Annotated in this window: 19 protein-coding genes; 4 read left to right on the top strand and 15 right to left on the bottom strand. The window is 68.8% G+C overall.

The features are described from left to right. Positions 1–68 precede the first annotated feature (68 nt). Complete coding sequence (locus tag HMPREF2833_RS10975) at positions 69–1,133, top strand: CHAT domain-containing protein (protein ID WP_070638194.1); 1,065 nt, start codon at positions 69–71, stop codon at positions 1,131–1,133. 9 nt (positions 1,134–1,142) lie between these two features. Here the strand turns inward: HMPREF2833_RS10975 and HMPREF2833_RS10970 are convergent, their stop codons facing one another. From HMPREF2833_RS10970 to HMPREF2833_RS10960, 3 genes are read right to left on the bottom strand one after another with little or no spacing between them, the layout of a single operon-like run. After that, positions 1,143–2,606 carry a PrgI family protein gene (locus HMPREF2833_RS10970; RefSeq protein WP_070638191.1) on the bottom strand — a complete coding sequence of 488 codons (1,464 nt, stop codon included), beginning with the start codon at positions 2,604–2,606 and terminating at the stop codon, positions 1,143–1,145. A 6-nt stretch (positions 2,607–2,612) separates the two neighbouring features. Next, on the bottom strand, positions 2,613–3,959 hold the full coding sequence (locus tag HMPREF2833_RS10965) for a conjugal transfer protein TrbL (protein WP_070638189.1): 1,347 nt from the start codon (positions 3,957–3,959) through the stop codon (positions 2,613–2,615). 43 nt (positions 3,960–4,002) lie between these two features. Next, the gene (locus HMPREF2833_RS10960; protein WP_070638186.1) at positions 4,003–4,272 is read right to left on the bottom strand and encodes a DUF6112 family protein; all 270 of its coding nucleotides are present in this window, start codon (positions 4,270–4,272) and stop codon (positions 4,003–4,005) included. Between the two features lie 125 nt (positions 4,273–4,397). Here HMPREF2833_RS10960 and HMPREF2833_RS10955 point away from each other — a divergent pair, with 125 nt between their 5' ends. Further along, a complete protein-coding gene (locus HMPREF2833_RS10955; protein ID WP_070638183.1) occupies positions 4,398–5,276 on the top strand; it encodes a TIGR02391 family protein in 879 nt (292 codons plus the stop codon). On the opposite strand, the gene HMPREF2833_RS10950 is transcribed toward HMPREF2833_RS10955, so the two are convergent. The 12 genes from HMPREF2833_RS10950 to HMPREF2833_RS12760 form a co-directional block, all read right to left on the bottom strand. Beyond that, the gene (locus tag HMPREF2833_RS10950; RefSeq protein WP_070638181.1) at positions 5,273–5,539 is read right to left on the bottom strand and encodes a DUF6112 family protein; all 267 of its coding nucleotides are present in this window, start codon (positions 5,537–5,539) and stop codon (positions 5,273–5,275) included. The two genes, HMPREF2833_RS10955 and HMPREF2833_RS10950, sit on opposite strands and share 4 nt — an antisense overlap. After that, positions 5,539–7,167 carry a M23 family metallopeptidase gene (locus tag HMPREF2833_RS10945; RefSeq protein ID WP_070638178.1) on the bottom strand — a complete coding sequence of 543 codons (1,629 nt, stop codon included), beginning with the start codon at positions 7,165–7,167 and terminating at the stop codon, positions 5,539–5,541. The genes HMPREF2833_RS10950 and HMPREF2833_RS10945 overlap by 1 nt, the downstream gene beginning before the upstream one ends. A gap of 15 nt (positions 7,168–7,182) precedes the next feature. Continuing rightward, positions 7,183–7,917, bottom strand: a complete 735-nt coding sequence (locus HMPREF2833_RS10940; protein ID WP_070638176.1) for a flagellar basal body-associated FliL family protein — start codon at positions 7,915–7,917, stop codon at positions 7,183–7,185. 45 nt (positions 7,918–7,962) lie between these two features. After that, positions 7,963–8,991: a ParB N-terminal domain-containing protein gene (locus tag HMPREF2833_RS10935; RefSeq protein ID WP_070638602.1), complete on the bottom strand. Its 1,029-nt coding sequence runs from the start codon at positions 8,989–8,991 to the stop codon at positions 7,963–7,965. An 18-nt stretch (positions 8,992–9,009) separates the two neighbouring features. Beyond that, positions 9,010–9,879, bottom strand: a complete 870-nt coding sequence (locus HMPREF2833_RS10930; protein ID WP_070638599.1) for a hypothetical protein — start codon at positions 9,877–9,879, stop codon at positions 9,010–9,012. Positions 9,880–10,005: 126 nt separating this feature from the next. Further along, positions 10,006–10,425: a hypothetical protein gene (locus tag HMPREF2833_RS10925; RefSeq protein WP_070638173.1), complete on the bottom strand. Its 420-nt coding sequence runs from the start codon at positions 10,423–10,425 to the stop codon at positions 10,006–10,008. Next, on the bottom strand, positions 10,422–11,309 hold the full coding sequence (locus HMPREF2833_RS10920) for a DUF2637 domain-containing protein (RefSeq protein WP_070638596.1): 888 nt from the start codon (positions 11,307–11,309) through the stop codon (positions 10,422–10,424). Before HMPREF2833_RS10920 ends, HMPREF2833_RS10925 begins: the two co-directional genes overlap by 4 nt. Then, complete coding sequence (locus HMPREF2833_RS10915) at positions 11,309–12,208, bottom strand: bifunctional DNA primase/polymerase (RefSeq protein ID WP_246829133.1); 900 nt, start codon at positions 12,206–12,208, stop codon at positions 11,309–11,311. The genes HMPREF2833_RS10920 and HMPREF2833_RS10915 overlap by 1 nt, the downstream gene beginning before the upstream one ends. A 38-nt stretch (positions 12,209–12,246) precedes the next feature. Further along, on the bottom strand, positions 12,247–13,332 hold the full coding sequence (locus tag HMPREF2833_RS10910) for an ArdC-like ssDNA-binding domain-containing protein (protein WP_070638167.1): 1,086 nt from the start codon (positions 13,330–13,332) through the stop codon (positions 12,247–12,249). A 210-nt stretch (positions 13,333–13,542) separates the two neighbouring features. Continuing rightward, entirely contained in the window at positions 13,543–14,448 is a 906-nt protein-coding gene (locus HMPREF2833_RS10905) for a helix-turn-helix transcriptional regulator (RefSeq protein ID WP_246829132.1), read from the bottom strand. An 81-nt stretch (positions 14,449–14,529) separates the two neighbouring features. Continuing rightward, a complete protein-coding gene (locus HMPREF2833_RS10900; protein WP_070638161.1) occupies positions 14,530–15,705 on the bottom strand; it encodes a Cmx/CmrA family chloramphenicol efflux MFS transporter in 1,176 nt (391 codons plus the stop codon). Between the two features lie 393 nt (positions 15,706–16,098). Next, the gene (locus HMPREF2833_RS12760) at positions 16,099–16,416 is read right to left on the bottom strand and encodes a DNA cytosine methyltransferase (RefSeq protein WP_246829131.1); all 318 of its coding nucleotides are present in this window, start codon (positions 16,414–16,416) and stop codon (positions 16,099–16,101) included. 302 nt (positions 16,417–16,718) lie between these two features. On the opposite strand from HMPREF2833_RS12760, the gene mobF reads away from it, so the two are divergent. Together mobF and HMPREF2833_RS10890 are read left to right on the top strand one after the other, a co-directional pair. Next, a complete protein-coding gene (gene mobF, locus HMPREF2833_RS10895) occupies positions 16,719–19,280 on the top strand; it encodes a MobF family relaxase (RefSeq protein ID WP_246829130.1) in 2,562 nt (853 codons plus the stop codon). A gap of 56 nt (positions 19,281–19,336) precedes the next feature. Next, positions 19,337–20,905 (top strand): recombinase family protein, encoded by a 1,569-nt coding sequence (locus tag HMPREF2833_RS10890; protein ID WP_070638159.1) that lies wholly within the window; start codon positions 19,337–19,339, stop codon positions 20,903–20,905. Positions 20,906–20,969: the final 64 nt, after the last annotated feature.

Here is a 20,969-nt window from a genome sequence, read left to right as displayed (position 1 = left end):
CAGCCTCGCATGTCGGTGGTCACTCTTATGGTGATCACAGAGAGCGAGCAGTTGAAGGACGGTCAGAGTTGAGTGCAGATCAGGTGCGCCGGCAGCTTGAGCAGAAGCGCAAGCAGCGGACGGACGCGGAGAAGAAGGCCGGCGAGTACCGGATCAAGGAGTCGAACAACCGCGCCGATGCGGACAAGGCTCGGCAGGCGGCGGCAAAGTCGAAGAGCCCGACCACGGTGAAGTCCAAGACCAGCGAGGCGAACCGCCGGGACAACGAGGCGGCGACCGCGGGTAAGGAAGCGAACCGGTGGCAGACCAAGGCCAGCGGATACGCCAAGGAAGAACGCACCCTTCAGACCCGCCTCTCGCAAGCGGAACGGTCGGAGGAGGCCGCAGCGGAACGCAAGCGGCGTCGGGATCAGCAACAGGCCGACCGCCGTGCTGCAGCTGATCGTGCCGCGTTGAACACGCGACTGACCAGGAACGAGGCCACCATGAATGATGTCGTCCGCACGGTACGGGCGCCGAAGCCGGAGAAGCTGCGCGTGCTGCTGCTCGGGTCCTCCACCGACGGTGAGCTGCGGATCGGGCGGGAGCAGAAACGTATTCGCACCGCCGTGGAGTCCGCCCTGCACCGCGATCTCATCGACCTCGACGTACGGCCCGCCGCGACCACCGCTGATCTACTGGACGGGATCACGAAGTTCCGCCCGCACATCGTGCACTTCTCCGGACATAGCAACGAAGACCTGATCGTGTTCGAACGCGACATCGACGCCCCACACAAAGACGGGCAGATCGTGATGGCGGCAACGTTCGCACGCGCGATCGCCGCGACCGATGACCCGCCCGTGCTGGTGCTCCTCAACGCCTGCAACTCGGCCGCGCAGATCGACAACCTGGTCGACGGCGGGGTCCCGTTCGCGATCGGCATGTCCGACACCATCGCCGACGGCGACGCGATCGTGTTCGCCGCCCAGTTCTATGCCTCCATCGCCAACGGCCAGTCCGTGCAGTCCGCGCACCTTGCCGGCCAAGCCGCACTCGAACTCGCCGGCCTCGACGGTGCCGAGCTCCCGACCCTCGCAGCCGGAGCAGGCCTCGACCCCGCCCAGGCCGTCCTCGTCCACGTCGTGCCGTAACCGTCCGGCTCAGAGCTTCCGGCACAGCGGCAGCGCGGCCGCGGTGAAGGCGGCGGCTTGCTGGCCGACGAGGCGGCGGGTCTCGCAGGAGGCTTGGATCGCGGCCTGCTCGATCTGCGACACCGCCGCATCCAACTCCTCGACCGTGGGCGCGGAGATGGAGATGAGGCCGGTGACGCGCAGGAGGCCGTGGCCGGAAGTGAGGTCGGCTTCCTGCTGCAGCACGTCGGTGTATTCGGCGGTCTGGGAGGCGTCCTCGATCTGCCCGATCTTGCGCCGCTGCGCCGCATCCGAGATGTGCTCGACTTTCTTCTTGCGGATGTCGCGCACCGCCTGATCGGTCCGCAACGGCGTGTACAGCAGCGAGAACGCCCGCTGGATGCCGGTGGAGAGCAGGACCGGGGCGAGGAACCCGGGATACACCATCGAGCGGGGCCATTCGCTGATCCACAGCACCGCGTGATGCCCGGTGTCGGTGCGCAGCCCGGACCAGGTCTCAGTGACTGCAACCGGTCCCGCGGTCGCGAGTGACTGGCCGAGTTCGCCGTGCCGTTCCAGGGTGGGCGCGATCGCCGGGTCGTACGCCGACCGAAGAATGACGGCGATCTTTCCCGGGGTGAGCCACCCCGACGGGGCCAAATCGGCCGCGCGGAGGGCTGCGGTGAGCGTGCTCATCTCTTGCCGGAGCACGGCGGAGGCGCCGCGCAGGTGGCCGCCGGCGGTGCGGATCTGCCGGACCGCGGCCTTCATGTCCAGCGACAGGCTGATGGTGGTGGCGTGGCGTTCCCCTGCCGGGCCGGCCCGGCCGATGAGCTCGGCGTAGGTGGTGGCAGCCCACGAGTCGTCGGCGGTGCCGTGTTCGGCCCACCATTCCGCGAGACCGGTGCCGGAGTCCGGGAGGGTGCGTTCGAGGACTTGGAGGGTCGCGATCCGGCCAGACCGGCACACCGTCGCCAGCACCCGCCCCCAGGAGGTGACGCGGCGTTCCTGCCCGCCGGGGTCGAGGAGCACGAACGCCGGATGCGACACCTCACACACGACGGTGAGGGTGGCGTGGTGGGGGTCGTGGATCATGCCGGCCCCGGTCTCGGGGTCGGTGTACTCGCGCAGGCGGGCCATGTCGCCGGGCAGGGCGAGGGTGCCGGCGGGGCGTGGGGCGACGATCCGCCGCCGGTACAGCAGTTGCCCGCCGGTGGCCCGCCACCCCCACCACGCCACGACCGGGACCCATTCCACGACCGGACGGCCCGCAACGGGAATCCAGGTGAGCGCGGCGGAGAGCGCCCAGACGGGGGCGGTGTAGGCGAGGAGCATCCCGCCGCCGGCGTAGAACGCGCCGACCAGAGTGAGGACGCCGATGCCGAGGGTGATCAGTTGGGTGGTGGACAGGCCGAGGATGATGCCGCGGCGGGAGAGCCGGGAAAATTTCACCGGCACCACCTCGCCGACGCTCCTGCTGGTTTCGCTGCTCACGTCGGCTCACTCCTTCCCGTAGTCGGGGGTCTCGTTGACCGGCCCGCCGGATGGCGGCGGGTTCGGCGCGGACGGTGCCGGCGTCGCCGGCGGCGGGGCCTGCCCGGTTCCGTCGCTGGTGGGTGTGTTCTGGTTCGCGCCGTCGGCGGCGGCTTCGGCCTGCCCGCCGATCTCGGCCCCGGCTTCGGGGCCCGCGGTCGCGGCTTCCTTCACGACCTCCGCCCCCAGCACCACCGCCGCTGCCGGGCCCGCCGCGGCAGCACCACCCGCACCCGCGCCGGCTCCCGCACCTGCGGCAGGGGCAGCGCCTCCGCCGGGCGGTGGTGGAGGCGGCCCGCCACCGGCACCGCCGCTCCCGCCGCCGGAAGGTCCGTCCCCGCCGTCGCCGTCCAGGACCTTCTTCGGCTGCCCGCCCTGCGGCTTGTTGGGCATTGGGACGGGCCGGTTCATGGCCTGTTTGGCGTCTTGCTCGGTGCCCATCTGGTTGTAGATGTCGAACCCGAGGAACGAGATCAGCCGGTACACCATGTAGGGGGCGAACGCGGCGATCGCGAGCATCACGATCCCTGTGATCGGCTCGGTCACCGCCTGCAGGTCGGCCTCGATCGGGGTCGCCATCTGTGTGATCGCGATGAGGAACACCAGCACCAGCACGAGCTTGGACACGATCAGCGCGAGCAGGAACGCCGCCCACTTCCCGACCCATGACCGGGAGATGTCCCACGCGGACCCGGAGAACGCCAGCGGCGCGAGGATCACCACGATCAGGATCAGCGCCTTGCGGATCAACAGGGAGAACCAGACGATCGCGACCGCGGCGATCATCAGCCCGGCCAGGAAGATCGAGATGACCGCGCCGACGCCGGGGGCGCTGATGTTGATCCCGGCCAGGCCGGCGGCAAGCAGGGCGATCTTGTCGCCCATCGTCTCGGTGGTCTCGCCCGAGGCCTGGACGATCCCGATGCACAGCTGGTCGACGATCTCGAGCGCGAGTGTCGTCAACGTGATCACCACGAAGCTGCCGAGGATCGCTTTGCCGGTGCCGAGGGCGGCTCGGGTGAGGGCTCCGGGGTCGCGGCGGATGAGGCCGAGGATGAGCTGGAAGCAGAAGAACAGCAGCGTGACGAACACCGCGATGCCGAACACGAGGTTGTAGACCGACACGTAGCCGTCGCCGGTGAGATCGACCAGGGTGGTCGTATCGAACACGGTCCACATGGTCTCGATCAGCCAGCCGGCCGCCCCGCCGAGGGCTTGGGCGAGCCAGTCGAACGGCGCCGAGATCAGGCTGGCGGCAGCTTCACCGGCGGTGTCGCAGACCGTTGAGATGACGGGGATGTCGCACACGCCCATCACGACCACCTCCCTTCCGAAGGCACGAGAAGATAGACGGTGGTTAGACGGCCTGGCCGACGTTCCAGAAGAAGTTCACCAGCGTCACCGCGGCACCGCAGATCACCGCGGCACCGCAGGAGATCAGCACGCCGAGCTTCCCGCGGCCGGACAGGTGCGGGTTGGAGGAGTTCGAGCCGTACGCCCACACGATCGCCGAGACGATCAGGGCGAGCACGGCCAGGATCAGGCCGACGGTCATCACCGCGCCCACGATCGTGCGCAGCTGTTCGATACCGGGAAGACCGGTGCCATTGGGGTCGATGTCGATCACAGCAAAACTCCTCAAAACGCGGGCGGAAGGATGGTTCTGCCGGCCAGGTGCACACCGATGCCCGTGGGATGTCCGTGGCCGCCGATACGCTGAGGTCGTCGGGATCTAGGCGGTAAGGAGACGGGTTGAGCAACGAGTACAGCGAGGACTACCTCTCACGGCTCCGGGACGCGGTGGAGCGGTTCGAGGCCGCGTTCGAGGCGTGGATGGCGACTCAGGTCGAGTCGAGCCACCTGGAGTCCCGCGGGCTCTTTCCGACGGTGTGGGCCAAGGAAGGACAGGACGCCGATGCTGTTCGTCGCCTTGAACTCGATGTCGCCGAGGCCGCTGGCCTGGCTGCGCGGGCCGTTGCCGTCACCGGGGCCTACATCGCTGTCGCCGGGCTCGGAATGATTGACCCGATCTCGAACTGGTCGTTCATGTCGGCACCGAAAGCACCGCTCGCACCGCGCGATGTCCGCATGACCACGGCGAACGTCAAAGGCCGCCTCGACGCGATGATCATCGACTCGGCCGCCGCCGCCGACTCCGACCTGCCGAAGTTCGCTCCCGCACAGTTCCATCAGGTCGTCTGGGCCGGCGCCGCGGCGCATTGGACGACGCATCAGTACCGCGTCGCCGTGCGTGAAGCCTCAGAAGGGTTGACGATCCACTGGAAGCAGAAACTGGGCCGCAACAACGTCGACGACAGTGTCTTCTGGCAGCAGACGCTCTCACCGGGACAGGCGGAACCGGAGAAGCCGAAGCTTCGCTGGCCCGGTGAGGACGGCGACAAAACGGTTCGAAGCATGCGTGGCGGACTGGAGCCTCTGGCGAAAGCACTCAACGGGCTCGCGACCGGCTTGAACCTCACGGTCCGCAACGTGACCACCCACACGCGGGCCGAACTGAGCGAGCAAGAGGCGATGGAACGCCTCGCCGCCTACAGCTACCTGGCACGCATCCTCGATCAGTGCACCATCGACCGTGGCGACGACTCCGAGCCGGAGTCAGAACCTGCCTAGAGCTGGCCGCCGAGGCTGATGAGCCAGTTCACCCACGCGACGCCCGCGCCAGCGAGGATCGCGGCGCCGAGAGCGATGAGGACGCCGGCGCGGCCTTTCCCGGCGGCGGAGTAGTTGCCGGTGGAGGTGGCGATGGCCCAGATGATCGCGGAGACGATCATCATCAGCACGGCGATGATGAGCACGATCATCAGTGCCGCGCCGATGACCTGTTTCAGGTCGCCGATGCCGCCGAGGCTGCCGAAGTCGGGGAACACGTCCATCAGGCGGCCCCCGTTTTCACGGTGACGTGGAGGTGGTCGTAGTGTCCTCCGGTCACATCACCGGGGTCGTGCATGCCGCCGCCGTTGTAGGGGCGCCAGCCTTCGTCGTTGCGGGCGAGGGACCAGATTTCGCCTTGCCAGATCAGGTACTCGACGCCGAGGAGCTGGGCGTGTTCCTGCATCCAGTCCACGGTCTGCTGCCCCGCGGCCAGCTGTGCGGGGGTCGGGCGCTGCCCGATCGGGTTGCCGAAGGTGATGTCGCAGGCCCGCCCCAACGGGTGCTCCGATGTCGATCCGGGGCGGGGTGAGTAGCAGGCCCAGCCGGTGTCGGGGAACGCGGCGGTGGCCTGCTGGTAGAGGTGGAGGGCGCGGGCGGTGATCTGCCCGTCGCTGGTGGGGTCGTCCACGAGCTGGTCCGGGTTGCTGTCGTCGAACGGGTCCGGCGCGCTACCGGGCGCGACGGTGGTGCAGTCCTCGGGCGGGCCGGTGTCGGCTTCGGGGAGGTCGGCGGCGGCGTGGTCGTTGAGCCACTTCGCCGGGTCGATGGCTTCGTTGGTGGTGCCGCCGGGGCGGACCTCGAAGTGCAGATGCGCGCCGGTGGACATGCCCGAGGAGCCGACGTCGCCGATGTGCTGCCCGGCGGTCACGGTGTCGCCGGGCTGCACGTGGATGCCGTGCTCCCACATGTGCCCGTACGCGGTCGCGACGGTCTGCCCGTCGAGGTGGTGTTCGATGACGATGAGTCCGCCGTAGCCGCCGGAGAACTCGGCGACGGTGACGGTGCCGTCCGCGGCGGCGAGGATCGGGGTGCCGTCCGGGGCGGCGAGATCGAGGCCGGTGTGGAACCCTTCGGGGTCGCCGGTGATCGGGTGCACCCGCGGCCCGAAATCGCTCGTCTTCACCCAGGTGCCCTCCGGCAGCGGGAACACCACCCGCGACGACCCTGTCGGCGCCGATGCGTTGAGCACCGGAACGGCACCGCTGCCGCTGCTGAGGGTGTCGAGGATGGTGGTCGCGACGGGGGCATAGTTGTCGTACCGGTCGGGATAGTCGGACACTTCGACAGCCTGCGCGGCCTCGCCGTGGCCGAGCTGTTCCCAGCCGGGGATGTCGAGCAGTCCCCGCGGGGACGGGTAGTTCGGGCCGTCCGGGCCGCCGAAGAACGCCCGCACCTGGAATTCCGGGTCCATGAGCTCTTCGACGGTGCCCCACCCGGACTGCGGCCGCATCTGGAACAGACCCAGACTGTCGTGATCGCTGCCATCGCCATCGTTTGGGTAGTCGCCGGATTGGGGGTAGGCGCCGGTGTTCGCGAGCTGCTGCAGCGTGGACTCGGTCAGTGCGGCCATGAGCGCGATGTGCAGGCCGTCCCGGTTCACCCCGTCGATCCCGGAGCCGATCTCGATGATCGTCGCGGCATGGGTGAGCTGCTGCTTGTTCAGCGTGAACGTCTCCCCGTCACGGGTGGTCACCGTCAACGAGTCGGGCACATCCCCGACCGTGACCCCACCGTCGACCGTGCAGGAGGTCGTGGCGGCAGGATTCATCAGCAGCCCCACCGCGACGAGGCCGATCGTGGGACCGAGCAGCAGGAGCAGGATCGCCACCACCGCGAGTTTCTTCATCATCAGAGCACCGGCCGGTTACCGCAGGGGGTTGTCCAGCTGCGACAGCCGCAGCACCTGACACCCGGCCGGTCGCTCATCACCCGCAGTCGTGCCCGGCTTTCCGCTCGGGCTCGGGCTGGGTGTGGGCTCGGGTGGGCAGCGGAGGAAGATCGTGAACGCGACCTCGTGGTCACTGGTGACGGGTTCGTTGTTCCAGATGCCGTCGCGGTGCCGGGTGCCGTCGATCGTGTACGCGGTCGTACCGGGGGCGAGCTGCCCCGGTCGCGCCTGCGCGACGGCGTCATCCCAGGCGTCGGGGACGGTCGCGGTGTCGATCGTGAGGTGCTGGGTCGTGCCGTACTCCCGCAGCCGGGTCCACGCGTCTCGGGTCGGCAGATACAGGGCGATGTCCGCGGCGAGGCCAGCTTGTTCTGTCCCGGTCGGGTCGCCGGCATCCAGGAGCACGGTCGTGTAGTCCAGCGGCATAAACCCCGAGCTGGTGTCCCAGGCGAACAGGGCTTCGGCGAACCCGCGCGCGAACTCCTCCGGATCGCTGCTGTGCGGCACCGGCGGAATCCGGGCCGGTGGCGTGCCGCCATCCGGTGGTGCGGTCGCGGCGGCTCCGGGCTCGCCGGGATTCGGAGTCGGGGCGGTGTGGGGGCCGGTGATCAGGCCATAGGTGCCGACCCCGGCCAGCAGCAGGAACACGACGCCGGCGGCGATGACGACGATCAGGCGGCGGCGCGGCGAGGGAGCACGTGAAGTCTTCATACCCGCCAGGTGCGCCCAGCACCCCGAGCAGAAGCGCGGCGGTGGTCAGAGGGCGCGCAGGTGCCGCACCCCGGCCCCGTCATCGGCTGCCCCGTCAGTGGCGGCGTCGGCGTCGGTGGTGTCGGTGTCGGGGGTTTCGAGGGCGGCACGGAGCCGGTCGGCGAACGCGACGCTGCCATCGACGACGGCGAGGAATGCGGTGACCTGTTCCGGGGTGAGCTCTGCGGCGAGGGTGTCGGCGTCGTAGTGGGTCCACCAGGAGTCGAGCTCGTCCCAGATGAGCACGAATCGTCGCGTCGGCCACACCCCCTCAAGAGGTGTGCTCGGCAGGGTTGGGGTCTTCTTCTTGTTCTTCGACTTGGCCTGCTGCGCCCGGGCCAGCGCCGCCCGGGCGAGATCGTCCAGGTGTGCGTCGCGGTCGGCGTGGTGCTGCTCGATCAAGGCGCGGGCGCGCTCGTAAGCCGGCTGCACGGGCCCGCCCTCCTCGATCGCGGCCAACTCAGTGCCGAGTTGCTTGCGCACCGTGTCGGGCAGGGTCTCGTCGGTGGCGTGCTGTTGGAGGTAGCTGATCTTCTCCAAGGTCGTGTGCGAAGCACCGCCCGGGATCATGCCGGCAGCCTGCTGTCGCGACTTGCCGACCGGGCCCGCTGACGGGGGTGCAAAATTTGCACCCCCGTCAGTTCCCGGCTGATTCTCGGTGCTGAATCGGGTCGCTGTCTCACGCTGCTTCGCGTCCTCGGCCAGCAGGGTCTTCAACTCGCGGTAGAGGGTGGCGGCTTCGAGCTGGGTGAGGGGCTTGGCGAGGGTGTGGTCGTCGTGCTCGGCCAGCACATGCTCCAACTGGGTCGAGATCCCGGGCCGCACCCACACGTTGACTGTCCGCCAGCCGAGCTGTTTGATCGCGGCGAGGCGGCGCGCCCCGCAGACCAGCACCCCGGTCGGGGTGACGGTGATCGGCTGGAGCAGGCCGCGTTCGCGGATCGAGGTCACCAGGTCGTCGAGGTCGCCGATCTCGGTGCGGTGCCGGGCGCCGACCTGGATCGAGTCGACGGTGCGTTCCATCTCCACGCTCATGACCACTCACCACACTGCTCATTCCCGCATCCGGGATGGGGCGGCCAGGGCGATGGTGAGCACGAGGTCGTCGTCGCGCAGCAGCAGCTCCAGGGTTTCGCCGATCAGCAGCCGCAGCAGCACGCCCCGGCCCGCGCTCGTGCCCGTGGCGGCGGGGTGCGGGTTGCCGAGCAGCACTTTCAGCAGGCCCGACCAGGACGTTTTCGGCAGGTCGAAGAGGTGGCGGGCGTACGTGTCGCGGCGCAGGTTCTCGAACGTTGTATGCCGCGCCCCCGTCCGGGCCAGCACGCCGCAGACGTGCTCGATGCTCTGCCGCGCCACCGGCTCGGCCCAGCCGAGGAGAACGAACAGCCGAACCGTCTCATCGACCGCGGTGGTCGCCGACGTCGACGCGGCCGGCACCTCGACCGCACCGGTGTGGTCGAGGTCGGGTTCGGTGGCGGGGATCTGGAACGCTGGGTGGTAGTCGGTGAGCGGGTTCTCCCGGTCGGAGAATCGTTCGGCGTCGTGGAAGACCGACACGTGCGGGCGCCGGGCTTGGTGCACTGAGCAGAGCAGGCCCTGGGCGCGGTCTTCGGCGATGCAGGTGATCTGCACTGCCCGCGTCACCACCGCCCACGGATCGCTCGCCCGCCGCGCGGACGGGGTGCGCATCACATCGAACGCGGCCGATGCCGCCTCCCACGGGTCCAGATGATGCTTGCGGGCCAGGGCGGCGTACTTGTCGGCGGCGTACCGCATCAGCTCCTGCGCGATCGGATCGGCCGACCACGCGCCGGGGCCGGCGGCGTGGAGCCGGTTCAGCAGGGCGCGCAGCCCGGCGCTGGTTGTGAAATCCTCCGCAGTCCGGGTCTCGGACGTCGGCTCAGTTGGCTGTGCCGGTGCCATCGAGTGCGGGTGCGGATCGTTGGTGTTCTGGGTGGATGTCATGGTGAGGGCACCTCCTGCACAGCAGGTGCGCACCTCGTCCCACGACATCGGGGCCGTGATGGTGGACATGCTCATGCACCGCCATCAGCTCATCCCGACCGCATCGCGCTCGGCCCCCGACCGCCCGGCCGGGCCGCGCCCGAACGCCGTCACCGGCGGCAGCCGCCGCGCCCGCTCACCCAACCGCGACGCCCCAGCACGGAGGCCGCTACGGGCTTGCTCGGCCAGGTGTGCCTGGAAGTCGATCGCGGACCGGGCCACCCGTCCCGTCCCGCGTGCCAGCAGATCGGACGGGCGCACCCAATCCACACCCCGAGCTCGCGCCGCCATGCCGCCCTCGGCCAGCGCTTCGGCGTCATCGGTGCGGTGGATGTCGGCGGCCTGGACTGCTTCCGGCACCACACGCTCGCCCGCATTCGTGCGTGCGTCCGGTACCTCTGCGGCCGCCGCTTCGGCGTGACCGTCCGGCACGGGGTTCTGGTGGTGGCTGTGGTCGGTGTTCATGATGGTGTTCCTTCCGTGAGCGCTCCGGCCGGGTTGGCCGCAGACGTAGAGGAGACCGCCGCTGGGAGAGGGTCACCCTCCGGTGGCGGTGTCGTCGTGGTGTCGGGCAGGCGTGCGAACCAGCGCCCGACCGTGGAGGCGTGCACACCGATGTCGGCGGCGATCTTCTTGTTCGACCACCCGGCATCTCGCAACGCCAGAGCACGCTCTCGCCGCCCCAGCCGAGGAAGTGACGACCCAGAGCTGTCCGGCTTCTCGAGCGGGTCCGGCACGTTCGGCAGGTCGATGTGAACCGTCCGCACAGCCGCGGCATCCCTCGATGGGACGGCTGCATCCGGGACCTCCGGACTCGGGGTCTCGTCAGTGGTCAGGTCGGTAGCGCTCGACAGGCCTGGCGGTGATGTCGCTGCTGCGTGGAAGGCCGATGACTCCGGAAGCTCTGCCGCGATCTCCCAGCGCATCGAGGTCGCGGGTGCAGGGGCTGTGGAGCGGATCAAGACGACGGTGAGGTGGGTGGAGGCAAGCAGCACCAGCGGCGGCACCGCGGCGACAATGCCCGCGAGGATGCCGGGCACGGTCGCATCCGCGGCGACCAGAGCGTGCGCGGCGTTCGCCGTCACCGACACCAAGGCGCCGGCGATCAGCAGCGCCCACGGATACCACGCCGCCCGGTGCCGGTCGAGAGCGACGACCGCGACCGTGGCGACGACGATCAGCCCATCGACAAGCAGCGGCCACACCCACGCCTGCTCGGCCGTGATCCCGGAGCGGGCAGCGAGATCGGCCAACGCGATGAAGGACAGCCAGAACGCGCCGGCCGCGATCCCGATCGTGCCGGTCGCCGCCGAGACGACCGCCCACCCCCACCGCGCCTGGCCGACCATCACAACCCCCGCACCCGAACCCGCGACGCCGCCGCCTCCGGCGCTGTGAACCGCGACGGCGAGGATGCGGCCGACGTTGGGCTGCCTCGGGAACCACCGTGAACGGTCCGATAGGCGGAGCGGATCGTGGTGACCGCTTCGCGTTCGCTCAACCCGGCATGCCCGGCAGCTGCGGTGAGCACGTCGAGCGCATCGGACGGGGCGACCTGGTGCTCGGCGAGCTTGCACGCCGCCCAGAACAGGCCGTGGTTGCGTTCGCCCTCCTGCCGCCGGGACATCCACGCCGCCAACCGCGACACCTCCAACGGCCGATCCGCTCTCGTGTGTGCCGGACGTGCGACAGGTGCCGGTCTCGGGTCGAGAAACTCCCGCAACCCGACGGCATCCACCGGGCTACCCCGGCCGGTCGCGAAGGTCTCCACGACATACGGCACGGGGTGGCCGTCGATGATGCGGCGGGAGGGTGGGGCGATGATGTAGCCGCCGTCGCCGCGGAAGTCGATCCCCGCCCGGGCCGCCTGCCACGACCGCTGCCCCCCACCATCAGAGGCTGGGTAGTAGGCGTGCATGCCGCCCGACGGCGACCTCGCCAGCACCTCCCAGCCGTCCACGAGGCCGGCGCGGTCGGCGCGAGCGAACTGCTCGTACCCGTTGACGGGGCCGTGCACATCGACATCGACCACCACGACCCCGGAGACAGCACCGGTCGGGATGCCGATGTTCGCCGCCGGCGCCCGCGACCACCACGCCTCGACCTGCGCGAGATCAGTGGTGGCGTCACGGAATCCGCGTCCGTCACGGATTAGCGGACGCTTCCCGCCTGGCGCGCATGGGAACACCGACACCCCCGCCGCTGCGAACGCTCGCGCCGCCTCCGGAAGCGGCCAGGTCTCGTTCATCCGCAAGAGCACGGTCGTGAACGCCGTCGGGCCGGTCATCACAACCCCCGCCCGACCGGCACTCGCTCGGAGTCACGCTCGGTCTGAGGCGACGGAGAGACCCGCGCCGGTGCTTTCGCCTTGGCGGCGTCCATCGTCGGTGGGTTCTTCTGCAGGCCGGGTGGAGTGCCGTCGCCCACCTGGATCGTGTCGAGCTGGTCGAGAATCCCGGCGGCGGTCTTGCGGACCCGTTCGCCGGTGGCCTGCACGATCTCGACCGGTTCTTTCCCGTCGACGCGAGTCGCCCAGCTCGACACGTACGGGATCGTGTACTCGCTGGTGTCCATTCCGTGCGCAGCACCGACCATCAGCGCGACCGATTCGGCCTCGACCTCACCGATCCCACGATGGGCCCGCGCATCCTCGGCATCCGGGTCGTGCATCAGCACATGCGCGAGCTCGTGCGCGAGGGTCTTCACCCGCGCGGCGGGGTCCATGTTCTCCCGCACGGCGACCTGCTTCGCGTCGAAGTCGGTCATGCCGTTCGCGCCGTGGATCATGCCCTCATGCGGCACCACCAGCAGCTCGAACCCCGTCGCCCGCACCTGCGACGCCAACCCCTCCCACAACCCCGCCGGAGCCTCGCCCTCCAAGAGGGTCGGCGAGGGAGGTTCCGGGATCGGATCACCACTGGTCTGCGAGGCGTCCCACACGTAGGCGGGACGGACCCCGACCATGCGGGTGCGCACGACCTCGCCCGGTTTCGGTTTCTCGCCCCGGTTCAGGCGCCGCCACGACTCCGGGTCCGCCGGCTGCGATGAGGCGAACCGGCCCGTGACCGGGGCAAGGATCTGATACCCGCCCTGGCCCTTCTCGACCTGACGGCCGAGCTGCTGCCACTGCTTGTAGCCAGCGACATATGACGGGAACGGCTCCGGTACCCGCCCCTCGGCGAACGCAGCGGCGTGCTGCACCCAGATCAGCAGCGTGTTGTTGAACGACCGCGACCGGAACCGGGCCGCGAACCGGAGCGCCGCCGCCCAATCGTCACCCGTGACCAGCTGCTCGACCGCACCGGTCAGACGGGCGTGCAGCTCGTCGAGCTTCGCCTCCCGAGCCTGTCGGGCTTCCTCCCTCGTCGCCATGATCCGGCCTCCTCCCGGCGGGACCGGCCACCACGATGGCGGTCGATCCTGCACCTGCGAGGTGCGCCAGGAGAACCCGGAGTGTCGAGACGGTCAGCGAACAAAACGGTCAGTAGGTTGGCCATCAGGAACATCGTGTGCGCCTGACGTAGAACAACCGGATAGCAGCCCCGCCGAGTCCGCGGGCGAAGCCCCCGATGATGACGTCTTTTACGCGGGCCCAGATGTCCCGTTTACGGGCACCCGCTGCATCTGCCGGTACCGGGCCGGAGTGATCCCCGCATGCTCTCGAAACGCCTCCGTCGCACGGTTCCGGGAGCGCCACCCGACCTGGCGACCGGCCTCCGCGATCGATACCTCAGGCTCGCGTAGTTGGCGGCTCATCTCCTGCACGCGCAGCATCGTCAGATACGCCAACGGGGTCTTTCCGAACGCTTCCACGAACACCCGGCTGAGTTGCTTGGACGACAGATGCACTGTGCCGGCCAGTTCCGCCAGGTTCCAGTCATGCGCGACATCGCCGCGCAACAGTGCCTCGACCTGACGAGCCTCGGCCCGTAACGGTGCGAACCGGCGATTCCGCGGCAACGTCGGCCGGACCTGGGCACGCGGGTTCGGTGCGATCCGATGAGGCGACACCTCGATGAACGGCGACACCTGGTCGATGATCGAGAACCACAACGCCTGCGCCCGGTGGAACCGATCCCGGGCGATCCCATCCGTGGTGAGGGCGACCAGCTCGTCCACCCATGGCAAGAGCATCCCGGCGCGGTCGTCACCGAGTCGAAGTATCTGAGCTGGTTCGGTGTAGATCGTGTCGGCCAGGGCTTGCGTGTCGAGCCGGTCGCACAGCAGATCGGCGTGCTGCCAGAACAGTTGGTCGAGCACGTAGTCGGCGTCGGCGTAGATCGTGGAGACCGTGACGTGCCCTTCGGGCTCCGATCCGCAGAGCACGTTCGCGGCCAGTAGGACCACGTCGCCAACGTTGATCGGGCGTTCGCCGAACTCGCTGAACAGGATCGCCGACCCGTCACGCACGACGATGAGTTTCACGCAGTCGTACGCGACGGGTCCGACGGGCCGGTGGATGGTGCGGGTGTTGGCGTGGACCGGCACGAATCTCCTGCCGGCGGGCCGCACTCGTTCGGATTGCCTCATGCTGTGCCAGTGCCGGGACTGGACGAAGTGTCGTGGCGCCTATCCACGCGTCGCAGCGAGTTTCACTCGGTCAGTGATCTGTGTCACTGTCCAGAGCGCGACCGCGAGCAACGCGAACACAGCGCTCGCAAGCAGCGGCCCGCGTACGCCCATCGACTCGACGGCGAGACCGCCTGCGACCGGGCCGATCACCGCTCCCACGTTCAGCGCAGCGGTGGCGAACGACCCGCCCATCGTGGGAGCCTCACGCGCCGATGCGACGACACGAGTGATCGCCGTGCTCCCGAGCGCGAACGACACCGCACCCTGCACCAGCGCCAGCACCCACACCCCGACCGGATGCCCGACAGTCAGCACGAACAGCACCCACCCGGCCACCAACATGGGGCCGCTGATGCTGATCACTCGTGTCCAGTGCGCATCGGCGTACTTGCCCGCGAGCATGACGCCTCCGAAGGCGCCGATGCCGAACAGCGCCAGCAGCAGAGGGATCTGCGTCTCGGTGAGCGCAGCCGGGCCGGAGGCGATCACAGCGAGATAGGTGAACGAGCAGAACGTGGCCGCGTTGACCAGAACCGCCAGGCCCACGGCCAGTTGGACGGGCCTGGTCCGCAGCGTGCGCAGCTCTCGCACGAGCGACTGGTCGTGAGATGCCGGAGCAGACTCGCCGGGCCGTGTCGGGGTGGCGATGACTACGGCGATCAGCGCGGGCAGGCAGACCACGGCGATGACGCCGAGCGTGGCCCGCCACCCCAGTGCCGCCCCGATGAACGCCCCGGCCGGAACCCCGGCGATCAGCGCCACGGTCGTTCCGGCGAGGATGACCGACAGGGCGCGTGCCTGACGATCGGCAGCGACGATGCGCGAGACCGTGGACAGCGTCACGGCGAGGAACCCGGCGTTGGCCAGCGCCGCGAGAATCCGTGTCGCGAAGAGCACGCCGAAATCGTCGGTCAGCGCTCCGACGATGTGCACCACGATGAAGACCGCGAGAAAGCCCGTGAGCGTCCACCGAGGTGAGAGCCTGCGGCTGATCGCTGCCATCGTGGGGGCTCCCACGATCATGCCGATCGCGAACGCGGAGGTCAGCAGACCGGCTTGTCCGAGCGGAACGCCCAGGTCATGGGAGATGCCGGGAAGCAGACCGGCGACAACGAATTCAGATGTTCCCTGGGCGAACACCGCCAGGGCGAGGAGATACAGGAGAGCAGGCATGAGTCAGCCTTCCGAAAGACAAGAGGTAGTGGACAGTGCGTGACGGCACTACCGGTGCTTCGGATGCGCGAGGACTCAGCGTGGCTGCTCTCAGCAGGAGCGCGGCTACAACTGCGAGGCGGATCGAGCATCTGGGCTACCGGCGCACCGGCAGCCCTACCGTGTCTGACTCAGGAAAACTCACTTCTCCAGCCTAACACGAAGCGGTAGGGCCACGTCGCCTCTCAGACTCCACGTTGCGGGGCCCGGATCGCCCGGGTTGCGGGAGGATTGCGGGGTTGCGTTCATCATCGGTTGCTCCTTGCATCTTCCGACGTATCGCGCTTACCGAGCGCAGGCCGCGCTCGTTCTCGATCACGAGCTGCCGGGGTTGCAGCGCGTCGATGGCTTCGGCTAGACGCGACCGGAACGAGGACCGGGTGCGAGGCACGCCTGCTTGCCGACGGTCGAGACGTCCTCGCATGGGAACCCTCCGCACAGCACATCGACCGGCGTCACCTGGTTCCAGTTGACAGTGGTGATGTCGCCGAGGTTCGGGGTGCGAGGCCAGTGATGGGCGAATACGCGAGCGACGGGCTCGTTGAGTTCAGAGAACCAGACGGTCTCGCCGCCGGTGGCGTGTTCGACGGCGAGGTCGAGGCCCCCGCATCCGCTGAACAGCGATCCGATCCGGATCGGACGGGGATCGAGTGGCGGCGTTGAGGCTGGCATGACGGCTCCGGCAGGTCGGTGAACCCGACCCAGAAGCCCTGTGCTGAGCCCTGTGTCGGCTGATCACCTGCCAGGTGCACGACCATCACGAACCAGCCAGCCAGGCCTCTGCCGATGTACTCGCCGCGCCGCCGTTCGAACCGAAGAGCCAGGCCGTCATCTGCCCCGTGCTTCGGAGATCTCCGAACCCCGTCACGAGTTGCCACACGTCTTTCAAGCGAGGCCCGCCGCGTCAACCTAAGTTGACAGTGCTGGATTCGATAGCGTCGAGATGCGAGATGCCGACGGCTCACCTCGTCGCTATGACGGTCTCGATGCGGGTGATGTCGGCCGGCGACGGCTACCAGTACCTCCTGCGCACTGTCGCCGCGGGTGATGGTGATCGTGATCTCTCGACGCCGTTGACGAGGTATTACACGGAGGAGGGAACACCTCCCGGTTTCTGGATGGGGTCGGGTCTGCCGTTCCTTGGTGGCGGGGAGCTCGCCGCCGGTGGCCAGGTCTCCGAGGCGCAGCTCCAGCTCTTGGTCGGGATGGGCCGCGACCCGATCACGGGCGAGGCGTTGGGAGAGGCATATCGGCAGTACGCGAGCGTGCAGGAGCGCGTCGACAAGCGCGTCGCGGATCTCGATCCGGAGCTCGGGCCGGTCTCTCGTGCCGAGCAGGTCGCGGCGATCGAGGCGGAGGAGGCCGAGCGCGGCACCCGCCGTGCGGTCGCCGGCTACGATCTGACGTTCTCAGTACCGAAGTCGCTGTCCGCGCTGTGGGGGGTTGCGGACGCGGGCACGCAATCGCTGATTGCGGACGCGCATCATCAGGCGGTTGCCGAGGTGATCGCGTTCCTCGAACGCGAGGTCGCGACCACGCGCGTCGGCGCGGCAGGCCCCGAGGGGGCGGTCGCCCACGTCGATGTCGCCGGCGTCTTGGCGACCGCGTTCGACCACTACGACTCGCGCAGCTCCGATCCCCAGTTGCATACGCACGTCGTGGTGAGCAACAAGGTCCTGACCGTGCAGGATCAGAAGTGGCGCACGCTCGCCGGGCGGCCCGTGCACGCCTCGATCGTCGCCCTGTCTGAGTTGTACAACGCGACGTTGGCCGACCGGATCACGGGCACGTTCGGCATCGAGTGGGAAGCGCGGGAGCGGGGCCGGGATCGGAACCCGGCGTGGGAGCTCGCGCCGGTGCCGGAGGAGCTGGTGACGGAGTTCTCCTCTCGTACCCGGCAGATCGAGGAGGAGAAGACCCGGCTGATCGACGCCTACGTCCACAGGCACGGCCGCCAGCCGTCCTCGAAGACAGTCTTGAAGCTCCGAGCGCAGGCGACGCTCGCGACCCGGCCGGCGAAGCAGGTGCACTCCCTCGCGGACCTCACCGCCGACTGGCGTACCCGCGCCACCGGACTGCTGGGCGAGGATGCGACCGGCTGGGCACGCACCGTCTCAACGCACGCGGAGCAGGCGGCGCTGTTGCGGGCCGATGACGTGCCGCTGGACACGATCGCCGACCTCGGCCGCTCCGTGGTCGAGGTGGTGGGTGAGAAGCGGTCGACGTGGCGGCGCTGGAACCTGCACGCCGAAGCGAGCCGCCAGCTCATGGGCATCAGGTTCGCGACCGCGGAGGATCGCGAGGCGATCACGGGGATGGTCACCGATGTCGCCGAACAAGCGTCGCTGCGGCTGACGCCCCCGGAGCTGGCGTCGAGCCCGTTGTTGTTCCGCCGCCCGGATGGGTCGAGCCGCTTCCGCCACACCGGGGCGATCCTGTATTCGACCGAGGAGCTGCTGGCCGCCGAAGACCGCCTCCTCGACCGCTCCCACACCATGACCGGGCCGACGATCGAGCTTGCAACCGTGGAGAAGATCGCCGGCAAGCCCGACGCTGAAGGGCGCCGGCTCGGACCGGATCAGGCCGAGGCGCTCACACGGATCGCCGTCTCCGGCCGGGTCGTGGATGTCCTGGTCGGGCCCGCCGGTGCGGGCAAGACCACGGCGATGAGCGCCTTGAAGCGGGCGTGGGAGAAGGAACACGGTTCCGGCTCGGTGGTCGGCCTCGCCCCGTCGGAGACGGCCGCGCAGGTCCTCGGCGAGGAGCTCGGCATCGCCACCGACAACACCGCCCGCTGGTGGCAGCTGCATCTTCATCAGGGTCGCACCTTCGAGCAGGGACAGCTCGTGATCCTCGACGAGGCATCGCTGGCCGGCACCGGCTCCCTCGACCGCATCACCACCGTGGCAGAAGAAGCCGGCGCGAAAGTCCTCCTGGTCGGTGACTGGTCGCAGCTCCAAGCCGTCGACGCGGGCGGGGCGTTCGGGATGCTCGTGCACGACCGCGACGACGCCCCCGAGCTCACCGATGTACATCGCTTCTCGGCGTCGTGGGAGAAGGCGAACTCTCTGAACCTGCACCACGGCCGCTCGAGCGCGATCGACGCCCTCATCGAGCACGGCCGGGTCCGCGGAGGACAGCAGGAGACGATGGTCGATGCCGCCTACGCCGCCTGGCGCCACGACTCCCAGAAGGGGAGGGCGTCGATCCTGGTCGCGGAGACGCGGGAGACGGTGACCCAGCTCAACGAGCGTGCCCGCGCCGACCTCATCCTCGACGGCACCATCACCCCCGGACGTGAGGCCTTCCTGCATGACGGCACGAGCGCATCGAAGGGCGATCTGGTCATCACGCGCGAGAACAACCGACATCTGCGCTCGAAGAACGGCAGAGCATGGGTGCGCAACGGCGACCGGTGGACGGTCACGGCCGTGGGCGAGGACGGGTCGATCACCGTCCGCCCCGACGGGCGACGATTCGGCGGGTCGATGGTGCTCCCGGCCCCGTATGTGGCCGAGCAGGTCGAGCTCGGGTAGCCGAGGTTCTGTAAACGCACCTACCTCTCACACGAGTAGGAAGGCGGGGCCGAGAAATGGGCCACAACGAGCAGAAACCGAGCACAAAGCCGTTGCGTGCAGTGGTGTACGTCAGGATCAGTGACGACCCCGAGGGCACCGAGCGCGGCGTGGATCGGCAGGAGGCCGATTGCCGCGCCTACGCCGCCGCCCACGGGTGGGAAGTCGCGGCGGTGTTCCGTGAGAATGACACATCGGCGTTCAAGCAGCGCACGATCACGCTCCCGTCGGGTGAGCGGGTGCGGCGGGTTGTTCGTCCGCAGTTCCGCGCCATGCTGAAACACCTCGTGGACGGTCAGGCGCAGGTGATGATCGCGTACGACCTTGATCGGGCGGTGCGCGACCCCAGAGATTTGGAAGACCTCATCGACGCGAAGGTGCTCGGAGGGTTCACCGTCCGCTCTGTCACCGGCTCGCTCAGGTTGGATACGGATTCTGATGTGGCGATGGCCAGGGTGCTGGTCGCGATGGCGAACAAGTCGTCGGCTGACACCGCCCGCCGTGTCGCACGGGCAGCGAAGCAGCAGGCTATCGAGGGGGCCTGGCACGGCGGTAGGGTGCCATTCGGGTACCGGGCAGAGGCAGGCGCGCTTCTGATTGATCCGGTGACCGGGCCATTGGTGGTCGAGATGTACCAACGAGTGCTCGCCGGTGACTCCCTGTACCGCATACGCAAGGACTGGAACCAGCGCGGCATCCTCACCACCCACGGATGCGCCTGGTCGGATCGCACGCTCAAGATGGTGCTCTACAACCCCTCCAACAAGGGAGTGCGCGAGTACCGGCCCGTCATGCCGGACGGAAGCCGCGCGCGAACCTCGAAGATGCAGGTGAAAGCGGCGTGGCCCGCGCTTGTGGACGAGGACACCTGGCAGCAAGTCTCCGATGTCCTCGACGCGCGGAAGAAGGCCCGAAACTTCCACCAACCCGGCAGCGGTGCCGCGGTGCGGATGTATCCGTTCTCGGGGCTCATCCGCTGCTCACTGTGCGGCACAGCGATGATTCACCGGGGTGGCGTATACCAGTGCTTACAGCCAACCCCAGGAGGGTGCACCCGTTCGATTCGCTCCGCCGAAATCGCCAAGCTTGTCGAAGAAGCAGTGCTCGCGACGTTCGAGCAGATCACCCTCCACCCCCCGAAACAGCGAACCTCCGGGAGCGACCTTGCGGCACGGATCGGGCTCGCAGCGACGCTCGACCAGGATCGGGAGCGTCTGGGACGGCTCGATGATGACTACTACGACGGTCTGATCGACAAAGCCATGTGGGTGCGGCAACGCGCGAGGATCGCGGAGCGCATCGAGGCGACCCGGCGCGAGCATGCGGCGACGCTGCCCGAGCAGCACGCGGGGCTCAACATCGACATGACCACGGTCGCGGCTGAGTGGGAGGGGCGTACCCCGATGTGGCAGTACCAGGCGGCGAGCCTGATCCTGCAATCAGTGCTCGTGCATGCGCACCCAGCGGACATGATGACCGCCGTGCCCAAGCGCCGCAACGAGAGCACCGAGGCGTTCCATGTGCGCCGCGATGCGCACCGTGCGGCAGTGCTCGCACGCCGGGTCGAGTTCGTCTGGCGCGCATAGATCGGATCGCGCGTGACCGGCCCCGCAGCTCTGAGTCGTTCAGGGTGCGGGGCCGTCGCGTTTC

Origin of the sequence: Kocuria sp. HMSC066H03 (assembly GCF_001812045.1) — a bacterium.
GTDB classification, from domain to species: domain Bacteria; phylum Actinomycetota; class Actinomycetes; order Actinomycetales; family Micrococcaceae; genus Kocuria; species Kocuria rhizophila.
This window is presented reverse-complemented; position numbering and strand designations above follow the sequence as displayed.

Bases quoted from the DNA above. Each gene is read 5' to 3' on its own strand.
- HMPREF2833_RS10965 (WP_070638189.1), bottom strand. From the start codon at position 3,959: ATGGGCGTGTGCGACATCCCCGTCATCTCAACGGTCTGCGACACCGCC.
- HMPREF2833_RS10950 (WP_070638181.1), bottom strand. From the start codon at position 5,539: ATGGACGTGTTCCCCGACTTCGGCAGCCTCGGCGGCATCGGCGACCTG.
- HMPREF2833_RS10945 (WP_070638178.1), bottom strand. From the start codon at position 7,167: ATGATGAAGAAACTCGCGGTGGTGGCGATCCTGCTCCTGCTGCTCGGT.
- HMPREF2833_RS10940 (WP_070638176.1), bottom strand. From the start codon at position 7,917: ATGAAGACTTCACGTGCTCCCTCGCCGCGCCGCCGCCTGATCGTCGTC.
- HMPREF2833_RS10935 (WP_070638602.1), bottom strand. From the start codon at position 8,991: ATGAGCGTGGAGATGGAACGCACCGTCGACTCGATCCAGGTCGGCGCC.
- HMPREF2833_RS10930 (WP_070638599.1), bottom strand. From the start codon at position 9,879: ATGGCACCGGCACAGCCAACTGAGCCGACGTCCGAGACCCGGACTGCG.
- HMPREF2833_RS10925 (WP_070638173.1), bottom strand. From the start codon at position 10,425: ATGAACACCGACCACAGCCACCACCAGAACCCCGTGCCGGACGGTCAC.
- HMPREF2833_RS10920 (WP_070638596.1), bottom strand. From the start codon at position 11,309: ATGGTCGGCCAGGCGCGGTGGGGGTGGGCGGTCGTCTCGGCGGCGACC.
- HMPREF2833_RS10915 (WP_246829133.1), bottom strand. From the start codon at position 12,208: ATGAACGAGACCTGGCCGCTTCCGGAGGCGGCGCGAGCGTTCGCAGCG.
- HMPREF2833_RS10910 (WP_070638167.1), bottom strand. From the start codon at position 13,332: ATGGCGACGAGGGAGGAAGCCCGACAGGCTCGGGAGGCGAAGCTCGAC.
- HMPREF2833_RS10900 (WP_070638161.1), bottom strand. From the start codon at position 15,705: ATGCCTGCTCTCCTGTATCTCCTCGCCCTGGCGGTGTTCGCCCAGGGA.
- HMPREF2833_RS12760 (WP_246829131.1), bottom strand. From the start codon at position 16,416: ATGCCAGCCTCAACGCCGCCACTCGATCCCCGTCCGATCCGGATCGGA.
- mobF (WP_246829130.1), top strand. From the start codon at position 16,719: ATGACGGTCTCGATGCGGGTGATGTCGGCCGGCGACGGCTACCAGTAC.
- HMPREF2833_RS10890 (WP_070638159.1), top strand. From the start codon at position 19,337: ATGGGCCACAACGAGCAGAAACCGAGCACAAAGCCGTTGCGTGCAGTG.